At 67.4% G+C, this 14,089-nt stretch carries 10 protein-coding genes and 1 pseudogene; 8 read left to right on the top strand and 3 right to left on the bottom strand.

The features are described from left to right. Positions 1-380, bottom strand: a pseudogene (locus ABZ260_RS32085) (hypothetical protein); the annotation flags it as partial. Positions 381-1,293: 913 nt separating this feature from the next. Between ABZ260_RS32085 and ABZ260_RS32080 the strand changes: the two are divergent. After that, on the top strand, positions 1,294-2,055 hold the full coding sequence (locus ABZ260_RS32080) for a ricin-type beta-trefoil lectin domain protein (RefSeq protein WP_355625291.1): 762 nt from the start codon (positions 1,294-1,296) through the stop codon (positions 2,053-2,055). 700 nt (positions 2,056-2,755) lie between these two features. Here the strand turns inward: ABZ260_RS32080 and ABZ260_RS32075 are convergent. Continuing rightward, positions 2,756-3,499: a FadR/GntR family transcriptional regulator gene (locus ABZ260_RS32075; RefSeq protein WP_355625289.1), complete on the bottom strand. Its 744-nt coding sequence runs from the start codon at positions 3,497-3,499 to the stop codon at positions 2,756-2,758. A 591-nt stretch (positions 3,500-4,090) separates the two neighbouring features. Between ABZ260_RS32075 and ABZ260_RS32070 the strand changes: the two genes are divergently transcribed. The 3 genes from ABZ260_RS32070 to ABZ260_RS32060 all read left to right on the top strand — a co-directional run bounded on the left by ABZ260_RS32070 (position 4,091) and on the right by ABZ260_RS32060 (position 8,726). Beyond that, on the top strand, positions 4,091-5,458 hold the full coding sequence (locus ABZ260_RS32070) for a lectin (RefSeq protein WP_355625287.1): 1,368 nt from the start codon (positions 4,091-4,093) through the stop codon (positions 5,456-5,458). A gap of 290 nt (positions 5,459-5,748) precedes the next feature. Beyond that, positions 5,749-8,133 (top strand): ricin-type beta-trefoil lectin domain protein, encoded by a 2,385-nt coding sequence (locus ABZ260_RS32065; protein WP_355625285.1) that lies wholly within the window; start codon positions 5,749-5,751, stop codon positions 8,131-8,133. A 209-nt stretch (positions 8,134-8,342) separates the two neighbouring features. Beyond that, complete coding sequence (locus tag ABZ260_RS32060) at positions 8,343-8,726, top strand: hypothetical protein (RefSeq protein WP_355625283.1); 384 nt, start codon at positions 8,343-8,345, stop codon at positions 8,724-8,726. 38 nt (positions 8,727-8,764) lie between these two features. On the opposite strand, the gene ABZ260_RS32055 is transcribed toward ABZ260_RS32060, so the two are convergent. Then, the gene (locus ABZ260_RS32055) at positions 8,765-9,535 is read right to left on the bottom strand and encodes a FadR/GntR family transcriptional regulator (protein WP_355625281.1); all 771 of its coding nucleotides are present in this window, start codon (positions 9,533-9,535) and stop codon (positions 8,765-8,767) included. A gap of 139 nt (positions 9,536-9,674) precedes the next feature. Between ABZ260_RS32055 and ABZ260_RS32050 the strand changes: the two genes are divergently transcribed. The 4 genes from ABZ260_RS32050 to ABZ260_RS32035 form a co-directional block, all read left to right on the top strand. Then, positions 9,675-10,949, top strand: coding sequence for an extracellular solute-binding protein (locus ABZ260_RS32050; protein ID WP_355625279.1), 1,275 nt, complete (start codon positions 9,675-9,677; stop codon positions 10,947-10,949). A 130-nt stretch (positions 10,950-11,079) separates the two neighbouring features. After that, entirely contained in the window at positions 11,080-11,940 is an 861-nt protein-coding gene (locus ABZ260_RS32045; RefSeq protein ID WP_355625277.1) for a sugar ABC transporter permease, read from the top strand. Next, positions 11,940-12,767, top strand: coding sequence for a carbohydrate ABC transporter permease (locus ABZ260_RS32040; protein ID WP_355625275.1), 828 nt, complete (start codon positions 11,940-11,942; stop codon positions 12,765-12,767). Before ABZ260_RS32045 ends, ABZ260_RS32040 begins: the two co-directional genes overlap by 1 nt. Positions 12,768-12,792: 25 nt before the next feature. Then, positions 12,793-14,089: mandelate racemase/muconate lactonizing enzyme family protein (locus ABZ260_RS32035; RefSeq protein ID WP_355625273.1), on the top strand; the 1,297-nt coding region annotated here is incomplete at its 3' end.

The raw sequence follows: 14,089 nt of genomic DNA, 5'->3' as shown, positions 1-14,089 counted from the left end.
TGTTGTTTGTGGTGGGGGCGGTGGTCCCGCACCCCGGGGGGGGGACTGTAGGTCCGCGCCCAGCCGGTGATGTTCGCGTCGATCTGGTCGATGCGCCAGCCAGGGTGTCCCTGGTGGTCGTGGTCACCCAGGGCGGCCGGCCCGTTGAACTGCGACCCGACGAAATCCACCGTGTACCGGCCGGAGACCAGTCGCTGCCACAGGCCGATGCGGTATCCGCCCGGCACCTGCGTGCCCTCGGTGATCGAGTCGCCCAGCGGCATGACCCGCACTCCGCCATTGGACTCCGCGCCGGCGACGCTCGTTTGCGTCACCGCGCCCAGGGCGACCATGGTCACGGCCAGAAGCGCCGCGCTGAACCACCGTCTCCACCCACGCATGCTCAACCTCTTTCCGGCAGCTGAGAGCAGTTACTGCCGACAGCTCGTGTAGCGCTGACAGTCTGTATTCGGATCACTCGCCAACGGATGTCATGTGGTGGCGGGCTTGGCGGTCGGGCATGACGGCTCGGGCGCTTCGCAGGTGTCCCCGGTCATCTGAGGGCTTGCGAGGCTTGATGGATCAGGCTGATCTGAGCTTCCGCTGTGCGGGAAAGCCTCCTGTCAAGAGATCGGCGACCGTGCGGGGGAGGGAACCCGCGGATGTGGTGTCTGTCCGGGATTCACGGTCGCCGAGCGTGCCTTTTGGGGAGGCAGCGAGATGTGAGCGCTAACATCCTGCCTGCCGGTCGTGACTCCTTCTCCGTCGAACGGTTGTGGTGGTGGAGCGGAGCAAACACGAGGCAGGGAGAAGCTGTCAAGAATATGAAACATAGCGCGCCCGAAAGAAGGGAGGGGCAAGCTCGGCCCACCTGGTGTTTCACGGGTCACCGCATCAAGCTGGGCCCGTCGATGTGATGAAAATTTCACAAAAGACACTCGGCCCAGGTAGCGGAACCACAGCTTTCCAGAGACCGGGAGACGTTGGCGCAGCTGCAGGACATGGGTAGCAAGCAGTAAGACAGAACCTTTCTTGATGAGCTTGACGCATTTTGTAATAGTTTCCACACTGAGTCCCCGAGACGGCCCCATGCCAAGTCGGTGGTGGGGGCAGGGGCCGTCGACCACGACGCCCTGGTGGTGCGCGTTCCCTGATGACGGGACGCGGCGTCGATCCTGCGGGTTTCCCCTCGCGATTATCCGCTTCCGCGTTTCTGTGATGCAGTTATGGAGGCTCAGGCATGGACACAAATGCCATACCCCCGCCCGGCACCCGGCGACCTCTCGGCGGCCTCCGCCGAGCTCTGGTCGCCGGATGGTCCGCGACTTCAAGTCACGCGGCGTGCCCATCGACTGCGTCGGCCTGCAGTCACACTTCAACAGCAACAGCGCCTACAACAGCAACTACCGCACCACCATCCAGAGCTTCGCCGCCCTCGGCGTCGACGTGCAGATCACCGAGTTGGACATCCAGGGCGGCTCGGCCCAGACCTACGCCGCGGTGACCAACGACTGCCTGGCGGTGCCGCGCTGCACCGGCATCACCGTGTGGGGCGTCCGCGACAGCGACTCCTGGCTCGGCGCCAACACCACCCCCCTGCTCTTCGACGGCAACGGCAACAAGAAGGCCGCCTACACCTCGGTCCTGAACGCCCTCAACGCCGCGGACCCGAACCCCGACCCCACCCCCACCCCGACCTCGGGTGGCGGTACCGGGCAGATCAGGGGCGTGGCCTCCGGCCGCTGCGTGGACGTGCCCGGCTCCAGCACCACCGACGGCACCCAGCTGAACCTGTGGGACTGCCACACCAATCCCAACCAGCAGTGGACCTACACCGCCGCCGGTGAGTTCAGGGTCTACGGCAACAAGTGCCTGGACGCCGCCGGCACCGCCAACGGCGTCAAAGCCCAGATCTACACCTGCTGGGGCGGCGACAACCAGAAGTGGCGCATCAACACCGACGGCACCATCACCGCCATCGGCGCGAACAAGTGCCTGGACGTGCCCAACAGCGCCACGGCCAACGGCACCAGACTCGCCATCTGGTCATGCAACGGCGGAAGCAACCAACGCTGAATCCGAAGCTAACCCCATCGAGCGAACCCGCCCGAGACGGTCGGCGCCCTGGGCGGGTTCCTCACCCGGTCGATCGAAAGCAGGCCAGTGGGAAGCTCACCCGGACCGGCTCGACGCGGAGGGCCCGTCGAACCGTTTTCCCGGCGCTGGAGGTCTGGACGACGACCGCGTTCACAGAGCCGACCTCATCGGCGTCCCGGCATCGATTGCAGCTGATCCTCGTGAGTCCTCCAGGATGTCCTGCGTGAGGAGGGCCGGTGACGGTAACGCTCACATTCCTACGTCACACGGGCTGGACAGAGCGTCTGGGGCGGGACGCTCGCGCCAAGTGTCTTTGTTAGCGCTCACATAAGTTCGTCGGGACCTGTCCTCTGCCCGGGGGCTTGGTTGTAGGTGGTGCGGCAGAGTAGACACGAAGTGAGAAAGGCCTGTCAAGAATCGGGTAGGTCTTGCGTTCCTGGCACTTGTTCGGCGACCGGGTCTTATCTGCTTTCCCCCAAGGACGTTCGCTCTTCCCGAGAGCGCGGCGCGGTGAAACTTTCACCCGTCACCGTCCCGCGGCGGGCAGGCGGCCCCCGCCCCCCGGAGCGGAGCGGCCATCGGCGCACGTGGGGCTCATGCCGGCCACCGCGGGCGATCGGCACAACGGCGTCGGGCGCGTCCTGGCCGCGCCGTGCCCGCGCAACCTGCTCGCGGGGAATCAATCGGTCGGCGAGAAGATGCGCTGCTGGATCTCCCTACGGTAGTCGTCCAGCGTGTTGTCGATGTGTGTCGCCGCAGCCTGGGCCGCCGCTTCCGGGTCGCCGACACGGATGGCCTGGTAGATGGCCTCGTGTTCCTCAACGGCCTTGGCCGCGTGCCCGCCCACCGAGCCGCGCAGTCCGATGAGGTTGGACTGGGCCTGCAGCCGGCGGGCCTCTCGCACCGCTATCTGGAGGAACATGTTGTGCGAGGCTGTCGCGATGGCGGTGTGGAAGGCATCGTCACCCTCGTTGAACAGGTCCTCGCGTCCGTTGTCGAATCCGTAGCGGCACACCCCGGCCGACTTCTCGATGTCTCCCAGCTCCGCCGGGGTGGCGCGGCGGGCGGCCAGCCGGCTGGTCTCCATCTCCTGGGCCCGGCGGAACTCGAACAGCATGTAGATGTGGTCCAGGTCGGTGGGCAGGAAGAAGGACGCCCATCGTCCGGTGCCGAGCATCCCCTCGTCGTCGGCCACGTAAAGGCCGCGCCCCTTCTGTGCGCGTACCCTGCCAAGCGCAGAGAGTATCTTCACCGCCTCGCGCACCACGGTCCGGCTCGTGCCCAGTTGCTGGGCCAACTCGTTCTCGGTGGGCATGCGGTCACCCGGCCGCAGGCGCAGCTTAGTGATCAACTCCAGCACCTGCTCCGCGGCCACCTCGTAGCCCGGCCGGTATGCGCCTTCCGCGCGCGGATTATCGATCACGCTACCCGCCCTCTCCCTGCCACCACCTCCTCAAGGGTACGACCAACTGAGGCCCGGATCAGCATCAATCCCTCTCAACCTACCCGAAATTAAGTGCTACACATCCGGCCCGCCATCGAATCCACAGAGAGGCAAAAGGAAAGAGTAAGCCATCTACCTGCGCTTATTCTCGAAAGAGCTCCAACTCTGACAAAGGCATCCCTGTGAGGAGCCAGAAATAAGTGGGCTTAAGGTCTTGACGCGACTCAGCGTGAGGAACGTAATTAGTAGCTAAGTCTCCGGGACGACTCCTGTTGGGGGGCTCCCCTTGGCCGGACCGCATCTGGCGTGGAGGGGAAGCCCACCGGAGGTAAGGACGGACATCGTCGTCCACGACGGCAACGCGAACGGTTCCAACCACCTCGGACCAGGGCGCGGTTGTTCGGCGACACCTGCAAGAACCGGCCAGGCGTGCTGTTCGGCGCGGGCGAAAACAAAAACGGCATCGAGCCGCCACACCGGCCGGCTGGAACTCCTCACCCCCCACATGAAGGAGAAGCAAGTGGTCCGCCCACCAAGACATGTCGATATTCGAACCGCAGGGGAGGTCACGTGACGGTGAAGCGGAGATCCCTCTTCGGAGCGATCGCGGTCGCGACCCTCCTCGTCCTGTCCACGGCCCACGCGGCGCTGAGCAGCAGCTTCAGCGCTACCACGTCGTCGGCGGGGGCCCGCGCCCTCGCGCCGACCGCCGGGTGCGGCAAGGCACCGACGCTGAACAGCGGTACGCATTCGATCCAGAGCGGCGGCAAGACCCGCTCCTTCATCCTGAGAACCCCCGACAACTACAACAACAACACGCCCTACCGATTGATCTTCGGATTCCACTGGCGGGGCGGCACCGCCGGCGACGTCGACTCGGGCGGCACCAGCGGGTACCCGTGGTCCTTCTACGGCATGCGGCAGATGTCGAACAACAACGCGATCTTCGTCGCGCCCCAGGGCATCGGCAACGGCTGGGCCAACTCCGGCAACGAGGACGTGACCCTCGTCGACGACCTGATCAGGCGGATCGAGGCGGACCTGTGCGTCGACACCTCGCAGCGCTTCGCCATGGGCTTCAGCTACGGCGGCGGTATGAGCTACTCGCTCGCCTGCAGCCGGGCGACGGTCTTCCGTGCGGTCGCGGTCTACGCCGGCGCGCAGCTCAGCGGGTGCAACGACGGCTCCCAGCCCATCGCGTACATGGGACTGCACGGCATCGGGGACTCGGTGCTCAACATCTCCCAGGGACGGTCACTGCGTGACAGGTTCGTCAGGAACAACGGCTGCAACGCCCAGAACCCACCCGAGCCGGGTTCGGGCAGCAGGACGCACATCACCACCACCTACTCGGGGTGCCGGGCTGGCTATCCGGTCGTGTGGGCCGCCTTCGACAACGGTCACATGCCAGGTCCGGTGGACGGGACCTACGCCGAGAGCGGCATCACGACCTGGACCAAGGGAGAGGTGTGGAGGTTCTTCTCCCAGTTCGGGACCACCCAGCCACCCGACCCCACTCCGACGCCGACGCCGACGGTGACCCCGACGCCGGGAACGGGTGCGATCCGGGGCGTGGGATCGGGCCGGTGCCTCGACGTGAGCGGCGTCTCGCAGGCCAACGGCGCCCAGGTGCAGATCTGGGACTGCAACGGCCAGAACAACCAGCAGTGGACATCGACCGGCGCGAATGAGCTGCGGGTCTACGGCAACAAGTGCCTGGACGTGAGCAACCAGGGCACCACCGACGGCGCCCAGGTACAGATCTGGGACTGCAACGGCCAGAACAACCAGAAGTGGAGATTCAACTCCGACGGCACCATCACCGCCCTCGGCGCGAACAAGTGCCTCGACGTGCCAAACAGCGCCACCGCCAACGGCGTCAAGCTCGCCATCTGGTCCTGCAACGGCGGAGGCAACCAGCGCTGGACCCGAACCTGACCCCCCTCCTTGACATTCCAGGACACCTCCAGGATCCTTCGCCGGGGCGAGCGACCGCCCCGGCGAGGGATCCCCTCCCATGGCAGGGCCACTCTCGCGCGCCTGCCCGCCCCGGGAGATCGGCACGCCATCCGCACCCGGACGGCCGCGCCCCGGACGTGCCGCCCGGACCGTGAGCGCGCCGCGCGCCCGGCGCGACGGTGACACGAGGACCGGAGCGGCACCCGCCGGACCAGCTCCGACGGGACGTTTCGCCGACCGCTTCCCCACCCCCCACACAAGGAAGTCCCATGTTCGCATTCTCGTACCCCCCGATGCGGAGGCTGGTGTCAGCCGGAGCCGCCGCGATTGGGTTGACCGCCGCGGCCGCTCTGGTGGCGCCGGTCTCCCCGGCCCTGGCGGCCACCACGACCCTGTACGCCTCCCCTTCCGGTACCGGCACCGGTTGCTCCGCCGCCCAGCCGTGCTCGTTGCCGGCCGCGCAGACCGCGGTGCGGGCGCTCACCGGCGCGATGTCCGGTGACATCGTCGTGGAGCTGGCCGACGGGGCGTACCGGCTCTCCGCGCCGCTACGGCTGACCGCCGCCGACTCCGGCAACAACGGCTACACCGTCAAATGGCAGGCCGCCGCGGGCGCCCGTCCCGTCGTCAGCGGCGCCAAGGCGGTCACCGGCTGGTCGCTCGCCGACTCCGGGAAGAACATCTGGCGGGCCAACGTCGGCGCCGGGACCGACACCCGGCAGCTCTACGTCAACGGCGCGATCGCCACGCGTGCGCGTACCACCGTGAACCGGTCGGACTTCACCGCGAACAGCAGTGGCCTCGCCTTCACCAACGGGGCCCTGAGCTATCTGAACAACCTCGCCAACAAGAGTCGGATCCAGATGGAGAGCGTCGGCTCGTTCACGGACCGGTACGTGACGGTACAGAACATCAGTGGGAACCTCATCACGATGCAGCAGCCCGGCTGGAGCAACAACAACTTCGGGTACGACACCTTCACCAGCCCGCACCGGGCGGGCCCGCTCTACCTGACCAACGCGTACGAGTTCCTCGACTCGCCGGGCGAGTGGTACATCGACCCCGGGACCGGCGCGCTCTCCTACATCCCGCTCTCCGGGCAGAACATGAGCGACATCAGCGTGGAGCTGCCGGTGCTGCAGTCCCTGGTGAACGTCGGGGGCACCTACGACGCACCCGCGCACCACATCGCGTTCACCGGAATCACGTTCACCGGCACGACCTGGACGGGGCCCAGCGGCAACCAGGGCTACGTGGACCAGCAGACCGGCTCCTACATCGCGGGCAACTGGAGCTGGCCCGCCTTCACCTCGTGCCACAACGGCTGCCCGCAGTTCGAGGCCGCCCGGCCGAACTGGTACCAGATGCCCGCCGCCGTGCAGGTGTCCGCCGCCAACAACATCACCTTCAGCGACTCGCAGTTCGTCAACCTGGGTCAGACGGCGGTGGGCATCGGCAACGACGCCAACGGTCACGCCAGCGGTGTCGGCCTGGGCGCGAGCAACATCACCGTCACCCGCTCCGAGATCGCCCGTAACTCGGCCGGCGGCATCGTAGTCGGCGGCGTGCGCGCCGACGCGCACCACCCCGGCGACCAGCGGATGGTCAACCGGAACATCACCATCAGCAACAACCGCCTGCACGACCTCGGTGTGGAGTACCGGGGCATCGTCTCGGTCCTGACCACCTACGTCAGCACCGCCACCATCTCCAACAACGAGGTCTACAACATGCCGTACACCGGCATGTCGATCGGGTACGGCTGGGGGGCGAACGACGCCGGCGGCAGTGAGCACTACGCCGGCCGCGGCCTGTACAACTACCAGCCGCGGTACACCACGCCCACCACCGCGTCCAACAACCGGCTCACCGGCAACTACGTGCACGACGTCATGCAGCAGATGAACGACGGCGGATGCATCTACACGCTGTCGGCGAACCCGAGCGGACTGATCAGCGACAACTACTGCCTGCGGACCAACGGCTACTTCGGCATCTACTTCGACGAGGGCTCCCGGTACTACACCGCCCGCAACAACGTCTTCTCCTCCACCGGCACCTGGGCCACCGCCAACTACTGGTTCGCCGAGAACATGGGGAACTTCACCGTCACCGGCAACTGGTCGACCAACGGCAACACCAACGTGACCAACGGCGACCGCGGCAACGTCGTCAACGGCAACGTCACGGTCACCAACGGCAACTGGCCCTCGGGCGCCCAGGCCGTGATGGCGTCCGCCGGGCCCCAGGGGGGCGGCAGCCAGCAGAACGTGCAGGTCGTCGGGGCCCAGTCGAACCGCTGCGTCGACGTCGGCAACGGCAGCACCGCCAACGGAGCCCAGGCGCAGCTCTGGGACTGCGGCACCGGCACCAACCAGCGGTGGACCCACACCTCGGGCAGGCAGCTGACGGTGTACGGGAACAAGTGCCTGGACGCCTACGGCCAGGGGACCGCCAACGGCACCCAGGTGGTGATCTGGGACTGCAACGGGCAGGCGAACCAGCAGTGGAACGTCAACGCCAACGGCACCATCACGGGGGCACAGTCGGGGCTGTGCCTGGACGTGCCCAACAGCGCCACCGCCAACGGCACCAAGCTCAACCTCTGGGCCTGCAACGGCGGTGCCAACCAGCGCTGGAGCCTGCGTAGCTGAGCCGGCCATCTCATGCCTTCGCCGGGGCGGTCCACCGTCCCGGCGAAGGCCATCGCCCAGACGCTCCGGCGACGGAAGGGAAGGCCGGGGCGGGCGTGGGCGGCCCCGGACGAACCTACTGGTCCGGGGCCGTCCGGGACGTCGTCGCTGGAACGCGGTGTCGGGCATCCCCGTTCCGTCGACACCACCGACACGAAGGAGAACGCCGCATGAGCACGCCAGGCGACATCGACGACCTCCTGCGGCACCTGGAACGTGAAGGCCTCGTCCTACGTCTCGGCATCGGTGACGCCACCGTGTGGTTCGCCGCCGAATTCCGCGAGCACATGATCGCCGAACGGCTGGCGATGCTGCCCGACGAGCCTCTGGTGAGCGTCGCCATGGCCGCCGCGGTGCTCAACGTTCCGCACTCCCACGTCATCGCCGAAGTTCACGCCGCCACCCTGGCCGGCCACGACAGCGGCCGGCAGGTCCAGGTGCGGCGCGAGGCCCTGGTACGGCGCATCACCACCCTGGGCCTGCCCCCTCCGGCTTCCTCCACCGAACCCTCGAAGCTCCCCGACTGCCCTGCGCGGGGGAACGCGCCTCCATAGCCGCCGGACGCCGCGTCCTGGTCGAGCGAGGTCGGCGCTCAACGCTCCAGGCGCACGGGGTCGCCCGGCCCGCCGCGACGGACGAGCCAGGCGTCGGTGATGTGATCGAACGTCGCCTCGGCGGCGCCGCCGGGGTCGTGGGCGGCGATGCGCTCGTAAATGCGGCGATGGCCGAGGTTGGATGCCACGCACAGGGCCCGCTGGGGCTGGCCCATGTAGCGGGCGGTGTTGATGACCTGGCTCTCCAGGGCCCGTACCACGCCACGGGCGATACGGTTCCCGGACGCCTGCATGATCGTGTCGTGGAAGGCGCGGTCGTGCTCGGCGTACGTGACATGGTCGTCCACGAGCTCGTCCATCCGATCCACCAGCGCACGTAGCCGGTCGATGGTGTCCTGATCCGCGAGGCGAGCGGCGAGGTTCGCCATGTCGGACTCCAGCACGCGCCGTGTGACGACGAGGTCGTCAAGGATCGCCAGGTTCTCGTCCTCGGCGATGGTCGCCGCGAGGACGAGCTCGTCGAGCATGTCCCACATCGTCGGCGGAGTGACTATGGTGCCGCTGCCCTGGCGGACCTGCACCAGCCCCTTCTCCTGAAGGATCTTCACCGCTTCGCGGATGACGGTCCGGCTCACCGAGAAGGCATCGCAAAGCGCGGGTTCGGCGGGCAACGGCGTACCCGAGGGGTGCACTCCCCGAACGATGCGCTCCACCAGCTCCGCCGTCACCGCCCTGGCGAGGTTGGCCGGCCGTCGCACCCACGCCGGCGGGGACGCGACGCTCGGGGGCGACTCCTGCGATGTCGTCATATCTCCTCCGGTGCCGCGGGCGGCGCCACATTTCGACGTCAGTATATGCCACGCGTATTGACGTCAGACGTCATACGAATTACGTTTCGCCTCAAACAGCGGCCGGGCCGGCCGGCCGTCCTCTGGAGAGTGAACAGCAATGAAGCAGCGAACACTGTGGTCGGCCATCCTGGTTGCGGGGCTGGCCTTGGCCGGCTGCGGAAGCGCCACCCGACCCGCGTCGTCGCCGAGCGATTCCGGCAAGGTCACGAAGCTCGTGGTCTGGGACTGGAAATCCGGTGACGCGGCCGCGGCATCATACGTCCAGAAGGCGAAGGACGACTTCGCCAAGAAGCATCCCGGCGTCACGGTCGAATTCGTGGCCCAGCCGTTCGACCAGTACTACACCCTGCTGGGCGCGGCCATCCAGGCCGGCACGGGGCCCGATGTCATGCTCTTCAACGGAGGCGGCCAGATCCGCGACCGCGTGGACGCGCTCCTTCCGCTCGACCAGTACGTGGCCGAGGACAAACAGCGCCTGGCGGGCTGGGACGCGTTCGGCAAGGACAGCAAGATCTACGCCGCGCCGGTGACGTTGCAGGGCCATCCGATCTACTACAACAAGACGCTGTACGAGAAGGCGGGACTCGACCCGGCGAGCCCCGCCACCACCTGGGACAAGTTCCTCGACGACTGCGCCACCATCAAGAAGGCGACCGGAGCCAGGTGCTTCGCGCTCGGCAACAAGGAGGGCGCCGGCATCCAGTTCTTCATGTCGGGCCTCGGCTCGGGCATCCTGACGGCACAGGAGTACGACGACTGGATCGCCGGGAAGCGCGTCTGGGACTCTCCCAACGTGAAGCAGATCTTCAAGCTGTGGAAGGACGCCGGCGACGCGGGGCTGAACAACGACGGGGCCAACTCGACCGCGATGTTCAACGACGCCTTCACGGTCTTCAACTCCGGTAAGGCCGCCCACATCATCGGGCTGATGTCGGACATCGGGCACTGGAAGGACTTCAGCGAGTTCCTGGGAGCCGACAAACTCGGCGTCATGCCGGCTCCGGTCGTCACCACCGGGGTGACCCCGAGCCTCGCCTACGACGGTGGCATCGGCTACGGGGTCGCGAAGTGGGCGAAGGACCCCAAGCTCGCCGCCGACCTGGTGCGGTCACTGACCACGACAGACGCCCTCACCTCCTTCTACTCCGACGCCGGCGCGATCGCGTCCGACACCACGATCGACGTCTCGCAGGCCCCCGCCGCCGTCGGCACGCTCGTGTCCGAGCTCAAGAACGGCAAGCCCGCACTACATGTCGCGTTGTCCTCCAAGACCCTGGACCTGATGGGAAGGCTTTCCCAGCAGCTCCTGAGCGGATCGGCGACCGTCGACGAGGTAGTGGAGCAGCTGGCCGCCTCGGATCGGGCGAGCTGATCTCGTGCCGGTCCGAGATTCGTCACCGTCTGCCCGCCCGGTCGATTCCGGGCGGGCGGTCGGAGGGGGAACAGGGCAGCGGGCACGCCGCGAGGACACCGGGACCGCTTCCCGGCGGCCCTCCCGCTCGTTGCGTTCCGAGCGCCTCGCGCCTTACGTTCTGGTGGCTCCGGCCCTGCTGATCATCGTGGCTCTGCGGCTGTGGCCGCTGCTGCTCGGCGTCAACTTCTCCTTCACGGGCGACGGTGAGCGCAACGGGACGATGGTCGGCCTCGACAACTACCTGGAGATGTTCCAGGACGCGACGTTCCAGAGCGCGCTGCGCAACGTCGGGCTGCTGGTGCTGCTGCTTCCCGTGGCGGTGGCCATCCCCGGCCTGCTCGCGACGTTCATCTACCTGCGCGTGCCCGGGCACCGGGTCTTCCGCAGCGTCTACTTCTTCCCGGCCGTGCTCTCACCGGTGATCGTCGGTGCGATCTTCAACCTCATGCTCGCCTTCGACGGCCCGCTGAACACCGTCCTCGCGACGATCGGCCTCGGCCCGGTCGACTGGCTCGGTGACCCGGGTGTCGCCATGTTCGCGGTGGTCGGCGTGCACGTCTGGGCGACGTTCGGGATGGCCCTGGTGGTGTTCCTCGCCGGATTCGCCACCCTGGACTCCGCGCTCCTGGACGCGGCCAGGATGGACGGCGCGTCGCTCCCCCAGACCATCTGGCACGTGATCATCCCGGGCCTGACCCGCACCATTCAGTTCGTCTTCGTGACCACGATGATCGGGATGCTGACGTCCATGTTCGGCCTGCTGTACGTCATGACCAGCGGTGGTCCGGAAGGGTCCACCTACCTGCCGGAGTACTACGTCTGGATCCAGCAGGGACAGATGAACCGCCCCGCGCTCGCCTCGGCCGCGTCGACGGTTCTCTTCCTCATCATGCTCGTGGTGGGGCTCCTGCAGATCAGTGTGCTCCGTCGCGCGGGGAGGGAGGACTGATGCCCGGCAAACGTCTGAGCAGGTGGGTTGTCGCCGTTCCGATGGCGCTCCTCGCGCTGGCGACGATCTACCCCCTCGTGTTCACCGCCAACGTCGCCTTGAAGACCCGTCGTGAGTACGTTCTCGACCACTTCGCCCTGACGACCTCCCTGCAGTGGGACAACATCGTCACGGCGTGGACCAGCGTCGGCATGGCCCGATACTTCGCCAACTCGCTCGTCGTGGTGACGATCTCGGTGGTCCTGCTGCTGCTCCTCGGGTCGATGGCGGGCTTCGCGCTGAGCCAGCTGCAGTTTCGCGGCTCCAAGGCGCTTTTCCTCGGCTGTCTCGCGGCGCTGTTCATCCCGTTTCAGGTGATCATGGTGCCGCTCGCACGGGTCATGGCCGACAGCGGCCTCATCGACACCTATCCGGGGCTGATCCTGGCCTACGTCGCGCAGTTCCTGCCGTTCACCATCTTCCTGATGACGAGTTACTACAGGACCATCCCGGCGGAGATCGTCGACGCGGCGAGGATCGACGGGAACACGACGTACGGCGTCTACCGGCGGATCATGCTACCGATGGGCACACCGGCCCTCCTGTCGGTGGGCATCCTCAACACCCTGTTCTGCTGGAACGACGTGCTCATCTCCCTGCTGATGATGCCCTCAGCCGACCACCGCACCCTCATGGTCGGGGTCACCTCGCTGCGTGGACAGTACTCCGACAACATCCCCACCTTCGCCTCCGGGGTTCTGATCGCCGCCGTACCCATGTTGATGATCTATCTCTTTCTCCAGCGCCAGATCGCCGACGGGGTCACCGCCGGTTCCACGAAGGGCTGACATGCGGATTTCGGGGTATCGCACTTTGACGACGGTCCAGGAATGGGACCGTCCTGTCGGTGATTCCAACGGCGTCTACGCCGACGGGGTCGTTCCGGTGTCGATCGTCATGGTGGACACCGACGAGGGGATCACCGGTGTCGGCATCGGCCCTCACGTGGAGCTCGACGTCGTCTTCGCCGCCATCGACGGGGAGGATCCGCGCGGCGTGGCGGCACTGTACGACCGCATGCTGCGGCAGACCTTCAAGGCGGGCCACGCGGGCGCGGTGTTCGGGACCATCGGCGCCCTGGACACCGCCCTGTGGGACATCAAGGCGAAGGCGGCCGGCGAACCGCTCTGGCGTCTGCTGGGCGGGCGTGACAGGCGGGTCCCCGCCTACGCCTCCGGCCTGGACATCGGCCTGACCGACGACGAACTCGTCTCGGTGTACGAGGTCTACGCCCAGTACGGCCTGCGGGCGGCCAAGCTCAAGGGCGGCCTCGACATCGAGCGGGACAGGCACCGCCTGGCGCTGGTGCAGGAGGTCCTGACCGAGGCCGGGCACGGGAGGCGGCCGGGCCTGATGCTCGACGTGAACGAGTCGTGGTCGCGCAAGCAGGCGATCCGGCACGTCTGCGAGCTGGAGCGCACCCTGGATCTCACCTGGATCGAGGAGCCCGTCCGGCGGTGGGACGCCGAGGGCCTGGCCACCGTCGGCCGTGGGATCCGCGCGTCGGTCGCCACCGGGGAGAACCTCACCGGCCTTGAGCAGTACCGCCCGCTGCTGGCCGCGGGGGCCGTCGACATCGTCCAGATGGCCGCGGTCTGGGGTGTCTCCCATTTCCTGCGGGTGTCCGCCCTGGCTCACGCCCATGATCTGCCGGTCAGCCCGATCGGCAACATCCCGGTCGGCCTGCTGCACGCCGCGACGTCGGTGCCGAACCACATGGCCAGCGAGCTGCAGGATCTGCGTCCGCCGCTCGGAATGTCCGTCGACCTGTACGTCGAGGACGGCGCGTTCCTCCTCGGAGACTCGCCCGGCCTGGGCCTCACAGTCGACGAGGACGTCATCGGGGGGCTCACCCGCCGGCCGGGCACCCTGTCGGCCGACGGTCCCGGCGTTCGGCCCGAGCAGGCCGGCCGACGGCTGCTGGCGGTGGCCGATCACGGTCACGCCGCACAGCAGCGCTGGCTCGCCCCCCCGGTCGTGGACGGTCAGCGTCGAACGGTGGGACTCACCTCGGCGCGCTCGCCTCCGGTGCGTTCAGGGAGGTCCGGCAGGAGGGCTCGCTGCGGGTGCTCGAACGGATCGGCCCCGGCATCGGCTGATCACCCCGCGC

Origin of the sequence: Streptosporangium sp. NPDC006013 (assembly GCF_040614275.1) — a bacterium.
GTDB lineage: Bacteria > Actinomycetota > Actinomycetes > Streptosporangiales > Streptosporangiaceae > Streptosporangium.
Note: the sequence above shows the minus strand (reverse complement) of the source record. Positions and strands in the feature narration are given on the sequence as shown.